The sequence below is a fragment of the Paraburkholderia sp. J8-2 genome, from assembly GCF_905220195.1.
GTDB lineage: Bacteria > Pseudomonadota > Gammaproteobacteria > Burkholderiales > Burkholderiaceae > Paraburkholderia.
In genome coordinates, this window is sequence record NZ_CAJMZA010000023.1 from 51,262 (window position 1) to 72,571 (window position 21,310).

The 21,310-nt window shown below is 62.0% G+C and carries 18 protein-coding genes; 9 read left to right on the plus strand and 9 right to left on the minus strand.

Features of this window, described 5'->3' with window-relative positions; genetic code table 11:
- Positions 1-7: 7 nt before the first annotated feature.
- From U5A52_RS32175 to U5A52_RS32210, 8 genes are all read right to left on the minus strand, one after another.
- Positions 8-1,339 carry an FAD-binding oxidoreductase gene (locus U5A52_RS32175; protein ID WP_321937920.1) on the minus strand — a complete coding sequence of 444 codons (1,332 nt, stop codon included), beginning with the start codon at positions 1,337-1,339 and terminating at the stop codon, positions 8-10.
- A gap of 9 nt (positions 1,340-1,348) precedes the next feature.
- The gene (locus tag U5A52_RS32180) at positions 1,349-2,236 is read right to left on the minus strand and encodes a dihydrodipicolinate synthase family protein (RefSeq protein WP_321913492.1); all 888 of its coding nucleotides are present in this window, start codon (positions 2,234-2,236) and stop codon (positions 1,349-1,351) included.
- Positions 2,237-2,310: 74 nt separating this feature from the next.
- Positions 2,311-3,606 (minus strand): serine hydroxymethyltransferase, encoded by a 1,296-nt coding sequence (glyA, locus tag U5A52_RS32185; protein ID WP_321913493.1) that lies wholly within the window; start codon positions 3,604-3,606, stop codon positions 2,311-2,313.
- A gap of 100 nt (positions 3,607-3,706) precedes the next feature.
- A complete protein-coding gene (locus U5A52_RS32190) occupies positions 3,707-4,588 on the minus strand; it encodes a glycine betaine ABC transporter substrate-binding protein (RefSeq protein ID WP_321913494.1) in 882 nt (293 codons plus the stop codon).
- Positions 4,589-4,665: 77 nt separating this feature from the next.
- A complete protein-coding gene (locus U5A52_RS32195) occupies positions 4,666-5,547 on the minus strand; it encodes a proline/glycine betaine ABC transporter permease (protein WP_321937923.1) in 882 nt (293 codons plus the stop codon).
- Entirely contained in the window at positions 5,544-6,833 is a 1,290-nt protein-coding gene (locus tag U5A52_RS32200; protein WP_321913496.1) for a glycine betaine/L-proline ABC transporter ATP-binding protein, read from the minus strand. The genes U5A52_RS32195 and U5A52_RS32200 overlap by 4 nt, the downstream gene beginning before the upstream one ends.
- Positions 6,834-7,383: 550 nt before the next feature.
- The gene (locus U5A52_RS32205) at positions 7,384-8,475 is read right to left on the minus strand and encodes a hybrid-cluster NAD(P)-dependent oxidoreductase (protein WP_321937924.1); all 1,092 of its coding nucleotides are present in this window, start codon (positions 8,473-8,475) and stop codon (positions 7,384-7,386) included.
- Positions 8,476-8,527: 52 nt separating this feature from the next.
- Positions 8,528-9,787 carry an aromatic ring-hydroxylating oxygenase subunit alpha gene (locus U5A52_RS32210; RefSeq protein WP_321937926.1) on the minus strand — a complete coding sequence of 420 codons (1,260 nt, stop codon included), beginning with the start codon at positions 9,785-9,787 and terminating at the stop codon, positions 8,528-8,530.
- 220 nt (positions 9,788-10,007) lie between these two features.
- Here U5A52_RS32210 and U5A52_RS32215 point away from each other — a divergent pair, with 220 nt between their 5' ends.
- Positions 10,008-10,934: a LysR substrate-binding domain-containing protein gene (locus U5A52_RS32215; protein WP_321913499.1), complete on the plus strand. Its 927-nt coding sequence runs from the start codon at positions 10,008-10,010 to the stop codon at positions 10,932-10,934.
- Between the two features lie 36 nt (positions 10,935-10,970).
- Entirely contained in the window at positions 10,971-11,561 is a 591-nt protein-coding gene (locus U5A52_RS32220) for a dimethylsulfonioproprionate lyase family protein (protein ID WP_321937928.1), read from the plus strand.
- Positions 11,562-11,596: 35 nt separating this feature from the next.
- Here the strand turns inward: U5A52_RS32220 and arcD are convergent, their stop codons facing one another.
- Complete coding sequence (gene arcD, locus U5A52_RS32225) at positions 11,597-13,060, minus strand: arginine-ornithine antiporter (protein ID WP_321913501.1); 1,464 nt, start codon at positions 13,058-13,060, stop codon at positions 11,597-11,599.
- Positions 13,061-13,246: 186 nt separating this feature from the next.
- On the opposite strand from arcD, the gene U5A52_RS32230 reads away from it, so the two are divergent.
- The 7 genes from U5A52_RS32230 to U5A52_RS32260 all read left to right on the plus strand — a co-directional run bounded on the left by U5A52_RS32230 (position 13,247) and on the right by U5A52_RS32260 (position 21,240).
- Complete coding sequence (locus U5A52_RS32230; RefSeq protein WP_321937930.1) at positions 13,247-13,714, plus strand: YaiI/YqxD family protein; 468 nt, start codon at positions 13,247-13,249, stop codon at positions 13,712-13,714.
- 498 nt (positions 13,715-14,212) lie between these two features.
- Positions 14,213-15,568 carry a lysine N(6)-hydroxylase/L-ornithine N(5)-oxygenase family protein gene (locus tag U5A52_RS32235; RefSeq protein ID WP_321913503.1) on the plus strand — a complete coding sequence of 452 codons (1,356 nt, stop codon included), beginning with the start codon at positions 14,213-14,215 and terminating at the stop codon, positions 15,566-15,568.
- The gene (locus tag U5A52_RS32240) at positions 15,565-16,788 is read left to right on the plus strand and encodes an MFS transporter (protein WP_321937932.1); all 1,224 of its coding nucleotides are present in this window, start codon (positions 15,565-15,567) and stop codon (positions 16,786-16,788) included. The genes U5A52_RS32235 and U5A52_RS32240 overlap by 4 nt, the downstream gene beginning before the upstream one ends.
- The gene (locus tag U5A52_RS32245) at positions 16,778-17,377 is read left to right on the plus strand and encodes a GNAT family N-acetyltransferase (RefSeq protein WP_321937934.1); all 600 of its coding nucleotides are present in this window, start codon (positions 16,778-16,780) and stop codon (positions 17,375-17,377) included. Before U5A52_RS32240 ends, U5A52_RS32245 begins: the two co-directional genes overlap by 11 nt.
- A 21-nt stretch (positions 17,378-17,398) precedes the next feature.
- Positions 17,399-19,291: an IucA/IucC family protein gene (locus U5A52_RS32250; protein WP_415774084.1), complete on the plus strand. Its 1,893-nt coding sequence runs from the start codon at positions 17,399-17,401 to the stop codon at positions 19,289-19,291.
- Between the two features lie 2 nt (positions 19,292-19,293).
- The gene (locus U5A52_RS32255; protein ID WP_321913506.1) at positions 19,294-20,067 is read left to right on the plus strand and encodes a siderophore ferric iron reductase; all 774 of its coding nucleotides are present in this window, start codon (positions 19,294-19,296) and stop codon (positions 20,065-20,067) included.
- A gap of 9 nt (positions 20,068-20,076) precedes the next feature.
- A complete protein-coding gene (locus U5A52_RS32260; protein ID WP_321913507.1) occupies positions 20,077-21,240 on the plus strand; it encodes an aromatic ring-hydroxylating dioxygenase subunit alpha in 1,164 nt (387 codons plus the stop codon).
- Positions 21,241-21,310: the final 70 nt, after the last annotated feature.

Sequence of the window (21,310 nt, forward strand, 5' to 3'; positions counted from 1 at the left end):
TGGTTAATTAAAGCTCGGCTCCCGCCGACATTTCCTTCGCCCAGATCGTCGCCGACACCGCCATGTCGACGATCGGCCGAACCGGCAGCGAACGCGGGTGCGGCTGCTTCAGAAGCTGCTGGATCAGATCGTTGGTCTGGCCTAGCGCATATTCGGCGATCAGCTTGCCCGACGAAGACCCTCTGCTCAGCCCGAGGCCATTGCATCCCACCGCTTCCAGGATGCCGTCGTCGCGGCGACCGAATAGCGCGCCGTTGTTCGCCGAAAGACACAACGGACCGCCCCACGTGTACTCGAGTTCGACACCCTTGAGCATGGGGAACCGGCGGTCGAACGAGCGTTGATGCAGCGCTTTCGCCTTCGCGAGATCGGATTCCGAGACCTGCAACCCGGGCCTGAACGCGAAATGGTTGCGCACGCAAATACGGTCCGTGGCCAGACGGCGCACCGTCGTGCCCATGGGGTCCGCCGGAATCAGCGACCACGATCGCGTGCCGCCCAGCTTTTCAACCTCGGCGGCATTCATGACACGAGTCATCGACGCAAACGTGTACACGGGCAGCAAGCCATTGGGGTGAATACCGAACGTCGCCGCGTACGCGTTCGTACAGAGAATCACCTGTTTGGCGACGATCTTTCCCCGGGCGAAATGCAGGACTTTCTCGTTGCCGCGCTGCTCGACCTGCGTCACCGCGCTCATTTCGAACACCGTGACGTTTTCCGGTTGCGTAGCCGCCAGTCCTCGCATGAGCGCCGCCGGCTGCACCGTGCTGCATCCCGGCGTGAATAGCGCGCCCTGGTAAAAGTCCGTGCCGGTCACCGCACGAATGGCGGGTTGATCGAGCCATTCGAATGCTTCGTCGATGCGCGTCAGCCCCTGCGCAAAATGCTTTAGCGCGTCGAGCCCTTTCTTGTTGACGCTGGCGTGGAATTTACCGTCGTCGCGCCAATCGCAGTCGATGTTGTGCACGCGTACGATCGAGCGCACGTAGTCGATGCCGTGCCGCTGGAAACGCACGTCGGCCTTGTCCTCCGCGACGCTGCGCGAATAGCTTTCACTGCTGATGTCGTGCGGCAAATCGACGAAGAATCCGGAATTGCGTCCGGCCGTCGTGCGCCCAATGCGATCGGCCTCGACCAGCGCGATCGACGCATCGGGCGACAACTCGGCAAGCCGCCGCGCGGCACAAAGCCCGGTGATCCCACCGCCCACAACGACCCAGTCGTATCGAAGCTCAGCCGACACCGTTTTGGCAGGCCGCGCTGGCGGGAGACTTTCCCACCACCCGTTGACGCCGTCTGGCGCAGGAAAGCGCGCGAATTCCAGGTTCGAGACCATTTTCTGTTGTTACTGGGCGTTGCGAATGAGCGGTTTCACAAGCTGCGCAAATGCGCTGCGTTCCTCTTGCGTGAGCGAACCGAGCGGTGCACGCGCCACGCCAACCGGCAGCCCCACCAGTTCGCAACCATAGCGCACGTACTGGATGAATTTTCCGCTGCGCTCGAGCAGTTCGAGCACCGGCAGCAATTGCGACATCAGTTGGCGGCCCAGCACGAAGTCGTTGTGTTTGACGCACGCGTCGAAAAGCGCCGTGTGCGCTTCCGGCAGGAAGTTCGATGCGCCGCCAACCCAACTCTTCGCGCCCCACGCAAAGAATTCGAGCGCCTGGTCGTCCATGCCGCAACTGAGCACCAAGCGGTCCTTGAAGTGCGTGACGAGATGATGCAGATGTGAAATATCGCCGGTGCTTTCCTTCATGGCGATAAAGTTCGGACGCTCCAGCAGCGTTGCCAGCACGCCGTCGCTGATCTCCGTTCCCGTGCGGGCCGGAAAGTTGTACAGCATGATCGGCATGTCGAGCGCGTCGTCCACCTTCAGCATGTGGCTGAGCAGTTCCTCCTGCGTCGGCTGCGCGTAGTAAGGCGCGGCAACCAGCAGCGACGACAAACCGGCGCGCTTCGCCTCCAGGCCCAGGCGAATCACCTCCTTCGTCGTGGTCGCGTTGATGCCCGCGGTCAGATACGTTTTGCCGCCCGCCGCCTCCGCAACGGTGTTGAACGTCTTGACGCGTTCCTCGAAGCTCAACGCATAGTATTCGCCCGTGGTGCCGCCGATTCCAAGGCCCGCTACGCGGCCTGCGAGATTCGCTGCATGCTTGCCGAGCAAAGCGTGGTCGATTTCACCGTCCTCTTTAAACGGCGTGACCAGCGGAGTATGTACGCCCTCGAAGCTCATTTTGATTCCTCTCTTCAATAATCTTCAAACAGATAATCGGATATTCACTGCATTCGCGGCCCTGAGCGCCTGGCTTACGCCAGGGCGTCGGCGTGCGAATAAATCGGGAACTGGTGGCACAGGTCTCTCACGCGGCTGCGCACGGCGCGCTCGACCTGCTCGTCGCCGCCGGGCTCGCGCTCGAGTCCCGCCAACACTTCAAGAATCATTTCGCCAATCTGCTCGAACTGGGCCGTGCCGAATCCGCGCGTCGTGCCGGCAGGCGTGCCAAGCCGGATGCCTGAGGTCACGGTCGGGTTCTCCGTGTCGAACGGAATGCCGTTCTTGTTGCAGGTGATGCCCGCGCGCTCGAGCGCTTTTTCGGCCTGCGTGCCCGTGATGCGTTTGGAACGAAGATCGACGAGCAGCAAATGGTTGTCGGTGCCGCCCGTGACGAGCGAAAGCCCGCCCGATTGCAGCACGTTGCCCAGCGCCGCGGCGTTGCGCAGCACGCGGTCGATGTAGCTCGCGAACTCCGGACGCAGCGCTTCGCCGAACGCCACCGCCTTGCCCGCAATGACGTGCATGAGCGGACCACCCTGCAGGCCGGGGAACACGGCGGAGTTGATCTTCTTCGCGATGTCGGGGTTGTTGGTGAGGATGAAGCCACCGCGCGGACCACGAAGCGTCTTGTGCGTGGTCGACGTCACCACGTCCGCGTACTTGATCGGGTTGTCGTGCCGTCCGGCCGCGACAATGCCCGCGATATGCGCCATGTCGACCATGAGCAGCGCACCGACGCTATCGGCGATTTCACGGAAAGCCGCAAAGTCGAGCGCGCGCGGATACGCGGAATAGCCCGCGATCATGAGTTTCGGGCGGTGCTCCTGCGCCTGTCTGCGCACCGCGTCGTAGTCGATACGGTACGTCTGCGGGCTCACGCCATACTGCACCGCGTTGAACCACTTGCCGGAAAGCGCCGGTCGCGCGCCGTGAGTGAGGTGGCCGCCCGCGTCGAGCGACATGCCCATCACCGTGTCGCCGGGCTTCACGAGGGCGAGCATGACCGCACCGTTTGCCTGCGCGCCGGAATGCGGCTGCACATTGGCGTACTCGGCGTCGAACAGCGCCTTCACGCGGTCGATGGCGAGCGCCTCGACGCGGTCCACGTGTTCGCAGCCGCCGTAATAGCGCTTCGACGGGTAGCCCTCGGCATACTTGTTGGTCAGCACCGTCCCTTGCGCTTCCATCACCGCCGCCGAAACAATGTTCTCGGAAGCGATCAATTCGATCTGCGTTTGCTGGCGGCGCAATTCGAGCGCGATCTCGGATGCGATGACCGGGTCACGGCTTTGGAGCGTTTCAGAAAAGAAGCACGAGTTTTCGCTCACGGGTCACTCCAGGAAGTAATCGTGTCTTGCAGGCCCTGCTGGAACTTGAAAATCGCTGGGGCAGCGGGCCCTTCCTGCCCCTTGAATACGGATCGCCGGCTTACTGCTGCAGCCAGGCTTTCAGCTTGTCCGGGTGGGCGTCGACGAACTTCTTCGCAGCGCTCGCGTAGTCGTTCGTGCTGTTGCCTTCGAGCTCGATCGCTTCGACATCCGCCAGCGTCAGCTTGAAATGCTTGAAGAACACATCGGCGCGGGGAAACTTCGTGGCGAACTGTTTGGACGCGAACGCGTGAATCTGCTCTTCGCCGCCCAGCGTGCCCTTAGGGTCCTTCAAATAGCGCATCTGCCATTTCTGCCAAAGCCAGTGCGGGCTCCAGACCGTGGCCACGACCCATTGCTTCGTTTGATACGCACGCGACACGGCGGCGAGCATGCCGGCTTCGCTCGATGACTGGAGGTTGTAGCCGTTCAGGTTGTATGCCTCAACCGACTTCTGCGAGGCTTGCATCAGGCCCGCACCCGGACCAATGCCCTGAATCGTGCCGTCGAGCTTGCTCTTGACTTCCGGCTTGTTCAGATCGGAAATCGACGAAACCTGGGACTCCGGCACGTATGCAGGCACGGCCCAGCCGTTTCTGCCGCCCGTGTAGATCACGCCGACATCGTCCAGATCGTTCTTGTACTTCGCGTAGTACACGGCGTGCGTCACCGGCAGCCAGCCGCCCACCATGATGTCGAGGTCGCCGCGCGCCACGCCCTGAAACTGAATGCCGATATCGGCATTGACGAACTTGACCGGCTGGTTCAGTTTGGTCTCGAGCACGTATTTGGCGACATTGGCCGTGGCGAGTACATCCGCCCAGTCCGTGACCGCCATCTTGATCGGCTCCGCGGCCACGGCAGACCCGACGCCGACACTCATGGCGAGAACCGTCGATAGCGCAACCTTCGTCACGAGTGATTTGAAAACATCGCTAATCATGTTAGTACTCCGTATTGATGTGGAAACTACCCGTTCCTTCACGGTTACCTGCCTGTGACTTGCAGGTAACCGGCTGGTCAGCTATGCGCGGCTTCGGTGGTGCTGCCCTTGCTCACTTTCGCGACAGATCTCCTCTTCTTCGCCTTCGCGCCAAACGTCTCCGTCAGGCGGTCCAGCACGATGGCGAGCAGCACGACACCGAGCCCGCCTTCGAAGCCGATGCCGATGTCGAGGCGCTGAATGCCGCTCAACACATACTCACCCAGGCCGCCCGCGCCGATCATCGAGGCGATCACGACCATCGAAAGCGACATCATGATGGTCTGGTTCACACCGGCCATGATGGACGGCAATGCATTCGGCAGCTGGATTTTCCAGAGCAGTTGCGCGTCCGTGCTGCCGAACGAGCGGCCCGCTTCCAGCAGTTCCTCGCGCACCTGGCGAATGCCGAGCGTCGTGAGTCGCACGACAGGCGGCATGGCGAACACGACCGTTGCGATCACGGCAGGCACGCGGCCCAGCCCGAACAGGATCACGGCAGGGATCAGATAAACGAACGCCGGCATGGTCTGCATGAAATCGAGCAGTGAGCGCAGGATCATTTCCACGCGCTTGTTTCGCGCGCCCCAGATGCCGAGCGGCACGCCGACAATCAGACTGAACACCGTCGCGGCCACGACGAGCGCGAGCGTCGCAACGGTTTGCGGCCACAGCCCCATGTAGTGAATGAGCATCAGCGCGATGCCGACGAACACCGCGAATGCGATGCCGCGGCGCCACAACGCAAACGCCACAAGAAACACCAGCATCGCGAGGAATGGGATGGCGCCCAGACCGTCCTCGAGCAGTTTGACGACAGCGCCGAGCGCCGCGGAAAACGCGTTGAACCCGCCCTGGAAGTGATTGAAGAGAAAATTGACGGCGTTCTCTGCGAACTTGCCGATGCCTGACGAATTCATGCTGCCCTCCGCTCCATAACCTGTTTGAGTATCGTTCGGCACGACACGACGCCCGCGAGCTTGCCCGCCGCGTCCGTGACCGGCACGTCGTGTTGCTGGCTCAATGCGATCGCGCTGAGTTCGTGCAGGTCGGTGTCCAGCGAGACCGTGCTCAGGTCCTTGAGCAGCGCTTCGCGCAGCGGTTGGGCGCCCGCCTTGTGCAGCGAAGCGGGCGTGACGCAGCCCTGGTAGCGGCCGGCTTGATCGCACACATAGCCACACTCGGCGCCGCTGTCGATCAGTTGATTGAGGTAACGCTCGGCCGGCGCACCGACGTCGCCGGCAATGAGTCCACGCTCGACGCGGGTCATCAGGCGGTCGGCCTTGAGGAAGCGCGAAACGTCGACGTGACGGAAAAAGTCCCGCACGTAGTCGTCTGCCGGCGACTGGATGAGTTCAGCCGGCGTGCCGACCTGGATCAGGCAGCCGTCTTTCATGATGCCGATACGGCCGCCGATCTTGATGGCCTCTTCGATATCGTGCGAAATGAAGACGATGGTTCGCTGCTCTTCCTTCTGAAGCCGCAGCAATTCGCTTTGCATTTCGAAGCGGATGAGCGGATCGAGTGCCGAGAAAGCTTCGTCCATCAGCAGCACGGCAGGATTGACCGCGAGGGCGCGCGCAAGACCGACCCGTTGCTGCATACCGCCCGAGAGTTCGCCGGGCAAAAGCTTTTCGTACGAGCCAAGACCCACGCGCGTGAGCGCGGCGCGAGCGATTGCATAGCGCTCGGACTTTTTCATGCCCGCGACTTCGAGGCCATACGCAATGTTGTCGAGCACCGTGCGGTTCGGCAGCAGCGCAAACGACTGGAACACCATCGCCATCTTCTTGCGGCGCACTTCACGCAGCTCCGGCGTGGACATGGGCGCGATATCGCGGCCTTCGAGCACGACCTGGCCGGACGTCGGTTCAATGAGCCGGTTGAGCAGGCGCACGAGCGTCGATTTACCGGAACCCGAGAGGCCCATGATGACGAAGATCTCGCCGGCCTTCACGTTGAGGCTGACGTTGTTGACCGCCACCATGTTGCCGGTGCGCTTGAAGACTTCATCGCGGCCCAGCCCCTGCTTGACCAGTTGCGCGGCAATCTCGGGCTTCGGACCGAAGATCTTCGACAGGTTCTTGACCGTGAGAATGTCAGTGCCTGATAGGGCAATGGGCCGGGCCACCGAAGGCGTACCCGCTGTGTTGATTGCGCCTGGCGGCATTGCGTCGCCCGGTGCGAACGTCAGATGAGGGGCCATTTGTCATCCCAACTGGCTGGTTCAGAAAATTGATGCTGGCGAACTCCGTTACGACCAGAAGTTCTAGCGCGGCGATTCAGCTCGCATTAACGTCTGCCTGGCGTCGAATCCAATCCTTTGTTGATTCCGGTTCCGGCGCAGTCGCTGATGCAGTGATTGCAGCGTAGCAATCCAAATTGCGCGCTCCAGCTACATTTTTTCGACCCTTTCCCATACCTTTGGTAATGCGTGCGAGGCATGCAGAAGGCGATGAAATGTTTGGCGAATACGCACGTAGTGCGCATTCGCCATATAGGCCGGGGCTTTGCAGGAAATTGAGTGCCGGAAACGGCGCCGTCCGGCCAGTCCTCGCCAGACGGGGCCCACCGTGTCGAACAAGGGAAAGCCCTGGCGGGATTCAGTCAGGGAAATTACCAGGAAAATGCGCGAAAACCGCGAGGAAGGCGCGAAAGTTCAGACGACAAAAAAGGAATTGCCCCATTACGGGGCACAGGATCATTTCAGGTCAGGCTAAGCAGCCGTCGAAACAGCTCAGACCGCGCTCTTTCTGCTACAAATCGAGAACCAGGTTTGAAGTCGGGCGGCTGCAGCACATTAACCGCATACCCTTCTCGATTTCGCGCGGGCGAATGCCGCCATTGTGTTTCATGTCCACGGCACCTTCGAGCACTTTCGTCTTGCAGGTCCCGCATATGCCCTGGCTGCATGACGACGGCAAGGGCACGCCGGCCTTGCGCGCTGCGGCGAGCACGGTTTGCGAGGCGTCCATGGTGAACGAGCGGCCCGAGCGCGCCAGTTGCACCGTAAAGCCGGATTGAGCGGCCGGATCGGCAACCGGCTCCTGAGTGCACTCCACCGTCTGCGCGAAGTTGAAGCTTTCCTGGTGGTAGCGCGAGGGGTCGTGGCCACCCTCCGCGAGCATCTTTCTGGAAGCTTCCATATAACCGCCGGGGCCGCAGACAAACACCTCGCGGTCACGATAGTCCGGCACATGGTCGATCAGCAGATCGAGACTGAGACGCCCCACAGGACCCGACCAGGCCGGCTCGCCCCCGTGCGCCTCGCACACGTGGACGACCCGCAGCTTGTCCGAGAGCGCGCACAAATGCGCAAGCTCGTGGCGGAAGATAATGTCCTCCGGTGTTCGCGCGCTATGAATGAACACGATGTCGCGGTTCAGTCCCAGGTCGAGCGCGGCTCGCGTCATCGACATCAACGGCGTGACACCCGACCCCGCAGAAAGATAAAGACTCCTGGCAGCCGGCCCCGAAGCAGGCGTGAATACGCCAGACGGCCCGAACGCCTTCAATTCGACGCCCTCTCTCATGTTCTCGTGCAGCCAGTTCGACATGACGCCGCCCGGTACCCGCTTGACCGTGATGGAAAGCGTATAGGGCCGTGTAGGCGGCGAAGAGATCGTGTAGCAACGGCTGACCTCCTTGCCGTCGATCTCGGCGGACACGGTAATGAATTGCCCCGGCTCGAAGCTGAAAAGCCGGCCATCCTGTGTGCCGAACACGAACGTGCGCACGTCATGGGTCTCGGCTGACACACGCGCGCACGTGAGCGTGCGTTGCTCGTGGCTCGGCCACTGCGAGTCTGCGCGCTCCCACGTGCTCGCACTGCAAAAGCGATCGGGCATCTCCCCACTCCGCGCGATGAAACAGGTATCTGCTGCTACGCTCATGGCGACCTCAAATTCCATGGGCCTTCAGCTTCGCGTCGTACCAGCGCAAAAACTGGTCCAACGCTGCCTCGGTAAAGTTCGAGAAAGGCCCCGGAATATAGGCAGGATCCTGCGTTCCGGCATGCGTGTTCCCTACGAGCTCGGCGTCCTGGGTCGTCGTTGCGACCCACACTTCGGTGAGCCTTTTCAGGTCGTAGTCCACGCCTTCAACCGCGTCGGCGTGGACTAACCAGACCGTGCGCACGAGCGTCTTGTCGGGCGCAAGCGGCAAGCCATAGGCAATCACGGCATGGTCGCTCATCACGTGCGTCCACGAATGATGGCCCCACATGTGCACGTCGCCGAGATCGCGCCGTTGCACGTCACCGAGCAGCTTCGTGCAGGCGACTTTCGTGTCGAGCGTCTGCGATTCGTTTGCGCCCGAGATGACGAGGCGCTGAGTCCGGAAATTGGTATCCACGCTTTCGTCGAGCGCTTCGACCGTGCCGCAAACATAGCCGGCCTTTTCCCAGTTCTCCTGGCATGCCGAATTGCGCTTCAGGTAACCGTCATAGGCCAGCAGCGATTCGTCGCTCTGGCCGTCCGGGCAAAAGCCGAAGTCCTCCGCAAGAAACGAGTTCGTCAATTCCGGATGCGTGCCCGCACAGTGATAGCACTCGCGGTTGTTTTCCATGACGAGCTTCCAGTTGCCGTTTTCCACGATCTCCATTTCATGGGCGATCTTCGTGCGCGTGAGGTCGTACGGCGCGAAGCGCGGCGTCATGACCGCTTCGAGCTTTTCGAAGTCGGCGGGTGGCACGTCGGCGAGGCAAACGAAAACATGCGCGCCGACCGTCTTCACATGGACCGGAATCAGGCTGTGACAGCCTGAGTCGAAGTCCTTGCCCATGTGCGTCGAATGCATGAGGCTCCCGTCGAGATCGTACGTCCACTGATGGTACGGACACACGAGCCTACCCACGCTCGCCTTGCCCGCCTTCTTCATGATGCGCGAGCCGCGATGGCGGCACACGTTGCGATAAGCACGCACGTTCTCGTCGTCGTCGCGCACGATGATGATCGACGCCCGGCCGATATCCACCGTGTGAACATCGCCCGGCTCCGGCACGTCGGCCGTCACGCCAACCAGAATCCACAGCTTGTGAAAGAACACCTCGACATCCGTTTCGAAGACGTCCTGCCGCCCGAACAATTCACCGGGCATGCCGTGCCCTTTCTTGCGGCTATTGAGTAGTTCACGGTGCGTTTGAACTTGAACCTCGGACATGGTGAGCCTCATGATGAGCGCGCTTCGTAGCGCGTGGGACGCTGGTATGGCGTGAAGTATTGGACCGCCGAATTCCACCGTCAACGCGCTTTATAAGCTGCTTCACATTCATTTAAATCATGCGAAAATGCGCCCGGAACGAGGTGCCCGCAATGCGCCTCGCGGGCCGTTTGGCACGAATTGTCAGACCAGGATTACCCGTCGACAGATGTGAGAGCGGATGAAAACCACCAAAGCTACGAAAGGCTATCGCCGCATCGTTCCCTCGCTGACCGCCCTTGTCGAGTTCGAAGCCGTAGCGCGGCTCGGGAGCTTCACCTATGCGGCAAGCGAACTGGGCGTCACGCAGTCCGCCGTGAGCAGACAGGTCAAGTTCCTCGAAGCAACACTGGGCGTGCCGCTCTTTCACCGGCTGCACCGTTCGATCGATCTGACGAGCGAAGGCGAAGCGCTCTACCGGGTCGTCGCGGAGTCCATGCAAAAGATCGCAGGCGTGTTCGATCGGCTGGTGAGCGGAACCGAGCAAAGAGAACTGGTGCTGGCATCGACCGCCGCATTTTCGCAATTGCGGCTCTTGCCTCGGCTCGCAAAGCTGAAGAAGCTCGATCCCCCGTTGCAGCTGCGGTTGTCGACCGAGATGTTTACGGCCGACCTTCGGCATGTCGAGGTCGACGTCGCCGTGCGCTATGGTGACGGCAACTGGCCGGACGGGACCTCGACCTTGCTGTTCGATGCAGAAGTCTTTCCGGTTTGCTCGCCGCAGTTTCTTCAGGAGTACGGCATGCCCCGCTCGCTCGACGAACTGGCGAAGATGGCGCTCGTGGAGTCGGATGCAACGTCCGAAGGATGGATGGTGTGGAGCGAATGGTTTCGCGCCGTCGGGTATCGGCCCACGCGTTTGAATACGGTGCTGCGGTGCAGCCTCTACACCGACGCGATTCAGGCAGTGCGCTATGGACAGGGCATTACACTGGGCTGGAACCGCCTCGTCGACGATCTGCTTCGTTCCGGAGAGCTGGTCCGCATCGACGTCGCAACATTGCGCCCCAGCGATGCCTGGTTCGTCGTGGTGCCTCACGGCCGGACCATCACGCCGGTCATCATGCAGCTCATTGAGTGGCTGCGAGGCGACCCGGCGCCGCGCTGACCTTGTAAGCACTATCGAAAGATTACAGGAGCCCCCGTGTATCAGCGACATGAGAACCTCGAGCAATTCATTCGCATTGCCCGAACGCTGTTTCAGTCAGCAGCGTTGCCGGAAGCGGGCCGCCAGTTGGCCGTGAAAGTATTCGAGCGCCTTGAACAGCCGTCCGACGACGGCAGGTGCAACAGCACACGCTATCCCGCGTGTGCCCTCCTCGACTCCGCGCTCGCGCCGCTGCTTGACGACACCACTGGACTCGGCGACGCGGCTCGCGCGATCAAGCTGCTCGAACCCGCTATGGGTTGGCAGCGGCGCACTTCCGGATCGAATGGCAGCGAAGACTATGTCGAGAAACACGTGCACGGCGTGATTTGCGGCCCGAGTGGCATGGAGAGCCGTTACGACGTCCAGCTAGGCTTTTCGCTGCTCGCGCCTCACACGCGATACCCCGATCATCGGCATCCCCCTGAAGAAGCCTATGTGCTGCTCAGCGCGGGGGAATTCCGCCAACGAGAAGGAGACTGGTTCGATCCGGGCATCGGCGGCGGCCTGCACAACACACCCAACAGCCTGCACGCCATGCGTTCGGGGGCCACCCCGCTCTTTGCGCTGTGGTGTCTCCTGGTGTAAGCGGTATAAGCGCGTATCGGCTATCGGCCGGGCAATCAAAGACTCAGCAGCCCGCGATACAAACCGTAGCCGGCCACGGCGGCGGCAACGAGCACGGCTGCAAAGACGACTTTCTCCAGATGAGTAAACACTGGCTGTCCGGCTTCGCGCCTCGCCTTGGCGAACAAGATGACGCTCGGCGCATAAAGCAGCGACGAAAGCAGAAGGTATTTCACGCCGCCTGCATACAGCAGCCAGGCCGCGTACAGCACGGAAACCGCGGCAATCAACAAATCCCTGCGGCGGTCCTTGTTTGACAGCTCGTAGGTCTCGCCACGAATGGCGAGCAGTAACGCATAGATCGCCGACCAGAAGTAAGGCACGAGAATCATCGAGGTCGCGAGATAGATCAGCGAGAGGTACGTGCCTTTCGACACCAGCGTAATGAGCAAAAACACCTGCACCATGCCGTTGGTGAGCCATAACGCGTTTGCCGGCACCTGGCTCGCGTTTTCCTTGCGCAGGAACGCAGGCATCGTGCGGTCCCGCGCGGCCGAGAACAAAATCTCCGCGCACAGCATGACCCACGACAGCAACGCGCCGGCCAGCGAAATGGCCAGCCCCACGCTCACCAGCACCACGCCCCAATGTCCGATAACGTGTTCGAGCACGCCTGCCATCGACGGATTCTTCAGTCCGGCGAGTTGACGCTGGTTCATGATGCCGAGTGCCAGCACGTTGACGAGCACCAGCACAAGAAGAACGATGAAAAAGCCGATGACGGTCGCCTTGCCAACGCTCTTGCGGTCCGCGGCGCGCGCCGAGAAAACGGTCGCCCCTTCTATGCCGACGAACACCCACACCGTGACGAGCATCATGTTGCGGACCTGATCCAGCACGCTGCCCAGTGACGGATTCGTGCTTGCCCAGATATCCGCCGAGAAGACATCCAGCCTGAACGCAAGCAGGCAAATGAGAATGAACAGAACGAGCGGAACGATCTTCGCAATCGTCGTGATCTGATTGATGAAACTCGCTTCCTTGATGCCGCGCAGCACCAGAAAATGCACGCTCCACAGCAGCACTGAAGAGCAGGCGATAGCGGGCAGCGTATTGCCCTCGCCGAATACGGGGAAAAAATACCCGAGCGTGCTGAAGAGCAGCACGTAGTAGCCAACGTTGCCAAGCCACGCGCTGATCCAGTAGCCCCAGGCCGAAGCGAAGCCCATGTAATTGCCGAATCCGGCCTTGGCGTAAGCGTAGACGCCGCCGTCGAGATTCGGCTTGCGGTTGGCGAGTGTCTGGAACACCAGCGCGAGCGCCAGCATGCCGAAGGCGGTAATGACCCAGCCAATCAGAACGGCGCCCACGCCTGCGGAAGCGGCCATATTCTGCGGCAACGAAAATATGCCGCCGCCGATCATCGACCCCACGACGAGGGCAACAAGCGCGCCCAGCCGCAGCCCGTTTGAGTCCCTGTGTTCCCCAGCGGCATCGAATCCGTGGGCAGCGTCGCTCATATCCGCTCCGTCTTCGCAGTATCAGGTCGGGGCATGCGGCTCCATTGCGAACTCATTGTTGGCACGAACGCAGGCAATTGCAAGGAAAACGCAGTGCCGCACGAAGCTACCGTTCACGTCGCGCAATGCGCGGCGCATCTCCCGCAGTGCGATATGATCGCGCTTTACTATGCCGGGAATCCCTCTATGCAAGTGCTGGTCGACGCTGACGCCTGCCCCGCCGTCATCAAGGACATGCTGTTTCGGGCCGCGCGGCGTGCCGAAGTCCAGGTAACGCTGGTTGCAAACCAATATCTGCGCACACCGCCGTCGCCCTTCATCAAGTCGGTTCAGGTGCCGGCGGGATTCGACGCGGCCGATGCCCGCATTGTCGAACTGGTCGAGCCGGGCGACCTCGTGATCACGGCGGACATACCGCTTGCCGCCGCCGTGCTCGACAAAAGCGCACAGGCACTCGATCCGCGCGGCAACTGGTTCACACGCGAAAATATTCAGGAACGGCTGACGATGCGCGACGTGATGGATCAACTGCGCAATGCAGGCATTGAAACGGGCGGTCCGGCGCCGTTCAGCGCGCGTGATAGCAAGACGTTCGCCGGGCAGCTCGATCGATTTCTCGCACGGCATAGCCCGCCGCCGCGCAAACCTGCGTGAGCGCGTAGCGCACGTGGACGTTTGAGATCATCGCATCACGATTTCCCAAAGCTCGTGGCCTCGCACAGGCGAACCGCGCGCGATTAGAGCCGAAATATTCCCCGCGCGCATGTAACCCCTGCAACGCACAGGGTCTTTCGCAGGATGATTTGACGCCAAAAATGGGGCGCCGGAGCGGCGGAGCCTACGCTTTCCTTACCGCAGCCGATTCGGCGCGCGCCTCGGTGCAGCCTGACTTTGCCGCCGATCGCACAGGCCGGCCGCGATGCGTATTGGGCAGACACGATAGTTTGGAATCCTGACCGGATGCGTTTCGCGCTTGCCATTGGGCGGCGACTTTCCTATGATCCTCAAACGCGAATCACTCTCATTCGCACCGGAACACCACCCGCCCGCGCAAACGGTTGCGCGGTTGCGTCTCGTGAGCTTTCTCGCCGTATTCGTCCTTCGATGAGGTAACTCGACATGGTCCTTTCCGCACCAGGTGAAAGTTCAATCATGAGTACAACTAATATCCAGCCGGGTCCGTCCTCGCGCGTGCTCGACTTCGTGGCGATCGGCCTCGGGCCGTTCAACCTGAGCCTCGCCTGCCTGGCCGACCCGATCCGCGATCTGCGCGGCCTGTTCCTCGAACGCAACGAGGATTTCGACTGGCATCCGGGCATGCTGATCGACGACACAACGCTGCAAAACCCGTTTCTCGCCGACCTCGTGAGTCTCGCCGACCCCAAAAGCAAGTTCAGTTTTCTCAACTACTGCAAGCAGGAAGGCAAGCTCTATGCGTATTACATTCGCGAGCGCTTTTATCTGAGCCGCGCCGAATATAACCGTTACTGCAAATGGGCCATCAGCCAGCTTTCGAGCATCGCGTTCGGATCGAGTGTGGAGCATGTTGAATACGATGCCCAGCACGGCTACTACGTGGTGAGCGGGCGGCACACGCGCACCGGGCAGCCGTTCACGCATCGCGCGTTGCGTCTCGTGATCGGCGTGGGTTCGGTGCCGCAATTGCCGCCGTGTTGCGGCGAGCTGCATGAGCGCTGCATCCATAGCGCACATTACGTCACGCGCAAAACCGAGTTGCAGCAAAAGCGTTCGATCGCCGTGATCGGCAGCGGCCAGAGCGCCGCCGAGATCTTCTACGACCTGCTCAAGGAGAGCGACGAGCACGACTACTCGCTCACGTGGATCACACGCTCGCCACGCTTCTTCCAGATGGAGAACACGAAGCTTACGCTGGAAATGATCTCGCCCGACTACATCGACTACTTCTACAACCTGCCGGTCGGTGTGCGCGAAAACATCATCGCCAAGCAGGACAGTCTCTACAAAGGCGTCAACGCCTCGCTCATCAACCAGATCTACGACCTGCTCGACGACCGGCGCAGCCGCGGCAGCAACAGCGCGCGCCTCATCACCAATTCCGAGCTGAGCGCGTGCCACTACGACCGCGTAGACGACCGCTTTCACCTGCGCTTCGTCCAGCGCGACGAGGGCGTGCAATACACGCATATCACCGACGGTGCGATCTTCGCGACCGGCTATGGGCAAAATGTGCCCGGCTTCATCGACGGCATTCGCGCCCGCATTCGCTGGGACGACAAAGGGCGCTACCGCCTCTCGCGCAACTATGCGATCGACGTGAGCGGGCGCGAGATCTTCGTGCAAAACGCGGGGCTCTACAGCCACGGGCTGACCAACCCCGACCTTGGCATGAGCTGCTATCGCAACTCCTGCATTCTGCGCGAGCTGACCGGTGTCGAACACTACAAGATCGAGCGGCGCATCGCGCTGCAGGACTTCTCGGTGCCCGACACGGAAGCGTTCGTGAAAGTGCCGCTGGAGGCGCAATGAAGCTGCGCAGCACGATCATCCTGATGACGACCTTTGCCGTTATCAGCGACGCAATCCTGATTCCGTTCTACCCGCAATTCTTCGCGGCGCGCTATGGCGTGACGAGCCCAGTGCATGCGGGCGCTTACGTGGCGTTCATCTCGATCGTCGTGATGCTCACGCTGCCGCTCTGGGCGCGCATTGCGAAGCGGCTCGACGCCATGCATCTGCTCGTCTACACGCAATGTGCCGCGGGCGTGCTCTCGGTGGCCAGCTATTTCGCGCCCACGGTGGCGCTCTTCTGGGTGCTCTCGCTTGCCATGTTCATGTGCAAAAGCAGCTATCTGCTGATGTACCCGTACATGATGCGGCTCGAAGCGAAAGAATCGCACGCGCATACCATCGGCGTGCTTTCCGTGGTCGTGCATTTCGGCGCGATTGCGGGTGCAGTGGCGGGCGGCTTCGTCATGCAGGTCTGGGACGCGCATCACTGCATCTTCGCGATGGCCGCAGGCGACTTCGTGCAGATGGCGATCTGCTTTGCGCTGATCCGCACGCATGGCATTGCGCGGCGCTGCCGGTTTGCCGGCGAATCCGCTGATGCCCAGTCAAAGCCGGGCCTGCGTGCGCGCATGCCGATCCTGCGCCTCGCCCTGCTCATGCTCGCCTTCGACTTCTGTGTCTATCTCATCCGCCCGTTCATGGCGTCGTACTGGCAGGCGGTCACCCATGCACCCGGCGAGCTGGTTCCGGGGCTCGTGTTCGCCATTCCCGGCATGGTTGCGCTCGTTGCGCTGCGCCTGAACAGGCGGCTCGCCGCGCAGGGCAAGCGCGTGCCCGACCACATGCTCGCGAACCTGCTGCTCTGCACCGCCGGCATGCTGCTGCAAGGCGTGGAAGCGCCGCTGTGGATCGTCGTGGGTCGCGTGATGTTCGGCTGGGCGTTATTCCAGATTGTCGTGAAGCTCGACGTGACGATGTTCGCACTGAGCACGCCCGCCTCCTATGCCGCCGACTACAGCGTCATCAACTTCTTCCAGAACCTTGGTGTGCTGCTGGCCTCGTTCGCGGCCGGCGCCATTGTCGATGAAGCCGGCTTGCGCGCACCGTTCTTCGCGGCCTCAGCAGGCCTCATAGTCACGGCGCTCGCGAGCGTCTGGCTGCTCGCACTGCCACGCGCCCAAGGCGCCGCCCTCTCCAACCCGATTGCCGAAACAGGAGTCACCGCTCGTGCGAACTGAAATCGCTGCCGACGAAGTCGCGTTGCGTCATGTCGCGGCTGCACGCATCGCGAGGCCGGAGGCCTTTCATATCCGGGCGCTCGACGCGCAACGCGACGCGCCCACGCTGCACCGCTGGTTCGTCGAAGAACGCGCGGCATTCTGGAACATGCGCGACAAGAGCGTGGCGGACGTGGCCGCGTTCTATCAGGCTATCGAGGACTCGGGGCACGCACGCGCCTGGCTCGGGCTGCACGATGGCGCGCCCGCCTTCCTGTTTGAAAGCTACGACCCGGCGCACGAAGAGATTGGCGATCACTACGACGTGCGTACGGGCGACCTCGGCATGCACCTGTTCGTCGGGCCCGCTGCCATACGAAGGTCCGGCTATACGCGCCACGTGTTCGAAACGCTCATGGCGTTCCTGTTCGAGCGCCTTGGCGCCCAACGCGTCGTTGTCGAGCCCGATGCGCGCAACGCGCGCATCCACGCCCTGAATCGTGCGATGGGCTTCGTATACACGAAGGACGTCGCGTTCCGCGAAAAGATCGCCTCGCTCGCGTTTTGCACGCGCGCTGATTTTTACGCAGCCATTACGCAGGATCACTAAATTCAATAAGGACATCGCATCATGAATCACGTCGCAGCTCAGGCTTCCATGCAGCACATTCTCCTCACGCCCCACGAGGCCGCCGCCCACCTCACCCCCGAAGTCTGGCAGCGTGCAAACCGCATGCTGGTGCGCAAGGCCATTGCCGAGTACGCGCACGAGTTGATCGTCGAGCCGCAGCGCGTAGGCGACGCCCCCGGCGAGCACTACGCCCGCTATGCGCTCGAATCCGACGACGGCACGCGTGTCTATACGTTCGACGCGCGCCTGCTCGCGCTGCGCCACTGGAGCATTCGCGCCGAATCGATCGTGTGTTCGCAGGACGGCACGCCTCAACCGCTCGACGCGCTCGCCTTCATTCTCGACGTGAAAGCGCGGCTTGGCATCAAAGAGGAAATGCTGCCCATCTACCTTGATGAAATCAGCAGCACGCTGTATGGCGCGGCCTACAAAGCCGTGAAGGATGGCCCGAACACGCCCGATCTCCTGAACGCCGACTTCCAGGCGATCGAAACCGCCATGAGCGAGGGCCATCCGGGCTTCGTCGCCAATAACGGTCGGCTCGGCTTCGACGCAGGCGACTATCGCGCGTTCGCTCCCGAGGCAGGCTCGCCGGTCCAGGTCGTCTGGCTCGCCGTGCACAAAGAGAACGCCGCGTTCCACAGCGCCGCCGACCTCGATTACGAACAGCTGATGGAAGAAGAACTGGGCACGGAAACCATCGCGCGCTTTCGCTCGACGGTCGAAGCGCGCGGCGTGGACTTCGACGACTATCGGCTGATGCCGGCGCACCCATGGCAGTGGTTCAACAAGCTTTCGATCGCGTTCGCAAGCTATGTCGCGACCCATCGCATCATTTGCCTCGGCTACGGCGACGACCGTTATTCGGCCCAGCAGTCGATCCGCACGTTTTTCAATCTCTCGGATCGTTCGAAGCGCTATGTGAAAACGTCACTCTCGATTCTCAACATGGGCTTCATGCGCGGCCTCTCGCCGTACTACATGTCGGGCACGCCCGCCATCAACGACTACATCAAGGGCCTGGTAGCGAGCGACCCGTATCTGCAGGACCAAGGGTTCACTATCCTGCGTGAAGTCGCGTCCATCGGCTTTCGAAATCGTTATTACGAAGCGGCCGTGCAGGCGGATAGCCCCTACAAGAAGATGTTCTCGGCGCTCTGGCGCGAGAATCCGCTGAACCTCGCCGGAGAAGGCCAGCGGCTCATGACCATGGCCGCGCTGCTGCATACGGACCGCCACGGCGCGGCGCTGCTGCCCGCGCTGATCGAGGCTTCGGGGCTCTCGGCGCAGGCGTGGCTCGAGCGATATATGGAGGCGTATCTCGCGCCGCTCGTTCACTGCTTCTACGCGCACGATCTCGTGTTCATGCCGCACGGCGAAAATCTCATCCTCGTGCTCGAAAACCATGTGCCCGTGCGCGCGATCATGAAGGACATCGCCGAAGAGTCGGCCATCCTCAACAAGGACGCGCAGCTGCCGGAAAACGTCAAGCGCCTCGCCGTGGACGTGCCCGAACGCGTCAAGCTGCTCGCGATCTTCATCGACGTGTTCGACGGCTTTTTCCGCTATATGAACCAGGTACTCGTCGAGCACGGTTGCTGCACGGAAGATGTGTTCTGGGACACGGTGGCGCGCTGCGTCGCGCGCTATCAGGAAGCGCACCCGCAACTGGCAGGGAAATACGCCGAATACGACCTCTTCGCGCCCGAGTTCCTCCACTCGTGCCTGAACCGTCTGCAACTGGGCAACAACCTGCAGATGGTCAATCTCGCCGATCCCGCGGGCAACCTGAAGATGGCGGGCAATCTGCGCAATCCGCTCGCGGGCAGGCGTGGCGCGCTGCAAAGCGCCGCACAGCTCAACGGCATGAGCGCCGAAGCGGTCGCGGCGTAAACATGGTGGCGAACCGCGCGCTCGACGACATGCTGCATCGCGCCGCGCGGCTCGTGCCGGGGTTGCAGGGCGTGGTGGCAACGCACCCTGCAGAGGCGATCGTGCATACGCGCCCGGCGTCGGGCGGCATCGAGTCCAATCGCACCGCCCTCGAAGCGATGCTTGACTACTGGTCGGGCACCTACCCCGAGGCGGGCCGCCCTTACTGGTCGTCGCGCTGCTGGGGCATTCTGATCTGGCAGCCGCTCTATTTGAGCGTGATCGGCGTGCATGCTTCGGGCGTGTCGCTGTCACTGCGAGACATTGCGCAGCCCATCGCCGACGGCTGGACCGGCGCGGTCCACATCCGCGATCACGAACCGGCGCAAGGCGACACGCATGCGTTGATCGCTCACGCCGCGCGCGAAATCGTCTCGTGCTGCGAGCAGATGCACGACGAACTGATGCCGGTGATCCGTCTGAACCCGGCATCGGTGCGCGGCACGCAAGCCGATGTCGTGCTCGCCGCGCTCCTTGCGGCACGCAAGGCCCGGCCCGAATGGAGCGACGCGCAAGTCGATAGGCATGGGCGGCAGTGGCTCGCGGCGCTCGGTCTGGAGGGTCACTCAGGCTATTTCCCGTTCTCGCGCACGAACGGCGCGCGTGCACTCGCGCTCGAGCGCCGCACCTGCTGCTACCACTACCGCCGCCGCGACGGCGAACTCTGCAGCACCTGTCCGCGGCTGGACAAGCATGAACGCATCGTGCGCCTGAATGCGCAACACGAAACAGGATAAAACCGACCGATGAACGATATCAGTGACCTCGCGCATCTCGCGCTGCCGCCCGACACGGAGGAGGCGCACGACCAGTTGCCCGCGAGCGCCTATTTCGACGAGGGGCTGTTCGAGCGCGAGATGGCGCGTATCTTCGCGCATTCGGCGCTATACGTGGGCCACGAACAGTCAGTGCCCGAGCGCGGCGACTGGCGGCACCTGCCGCAGGACGAAGGCGGCCGCGTGCTGGTGCGCGGTGAGCACGGCGTGCAATTGCTTTCGAATGTGTGCCGCCATCGGCAGGCGCTCATGCTGGGCGGGATGGCCGGCAATGTCAGCACCCCTGCTCAAGGCAATCTGGCCGCGAGCGGCGGCAACATCGTGTGTCCCTTGCATCGCTGGACCTACGCCCCTGGCGGCGAGCTGATCGGCGCACCCGAATTCGAGCGCAAACCGTGCCGTAATCTCGAACGCTTCGAACTCCGAAATTGTCATGGGCTGCTCTACGAGGGTCCACGCGAGCCCGCGCGCGACATGGCGCGCGTATTTGCGCGCCCGGAGTTCGACTTCTCCGGCTACGTGCTCGATCATGTCGAAACGCATACCTGCCGGTACAACTGGAAGACCTTTATCGAAGTGTATCTGGAGGATTATCACGTTGCGCCGTTCCACCCTGGGCTCGGGCGCTTCGTGACCTGCGACACGCTCGACTGGGATTTCGCCGATACGTACAGCATGCAGCGCGTGGGCGTGCACGCCGCGCTCGCGCAGCCGGGTTCCGAGATCTATCGCGCGTGGCACGACAGGCTGCTCGAGTATCGCGGCGGCGCGGCGCCCGAGTTCGGCGCCATCTGGCTCGCGTATTTCCCCACTCAGATGATCGAGCTTTACCCGCACGTGCTCGTGGTCTCGACGCTCTATCCGAAGGGCCCGCAGGAAACGCTCAACGTGGTGGAGTTTTACTACCCCGAGGAGATCGCGGCCTTCGAGCGCGAATTCATCGAGGCGCAGCGCGCCGCGTATCTGGAAACGATGATCGAGGACGACGAGATCGCCGAGCGCATGGACGCAGGACGTCTGCGGCTGAATCGGCGCGGCATCAGCGACGCCGGGCCGTATCAGTCGCCGCTTGAGGACGGCATGCGGCATTTCCATGCGTGGTACCGGCGCGCCCTCGCGGGACCGCTCGCGTGAGCCATTCGAGACCGCACAAGGGAGGCGGTTGCGCGCCGGCACGGCCAATGACTCGCTGGCCCCCGCCTTG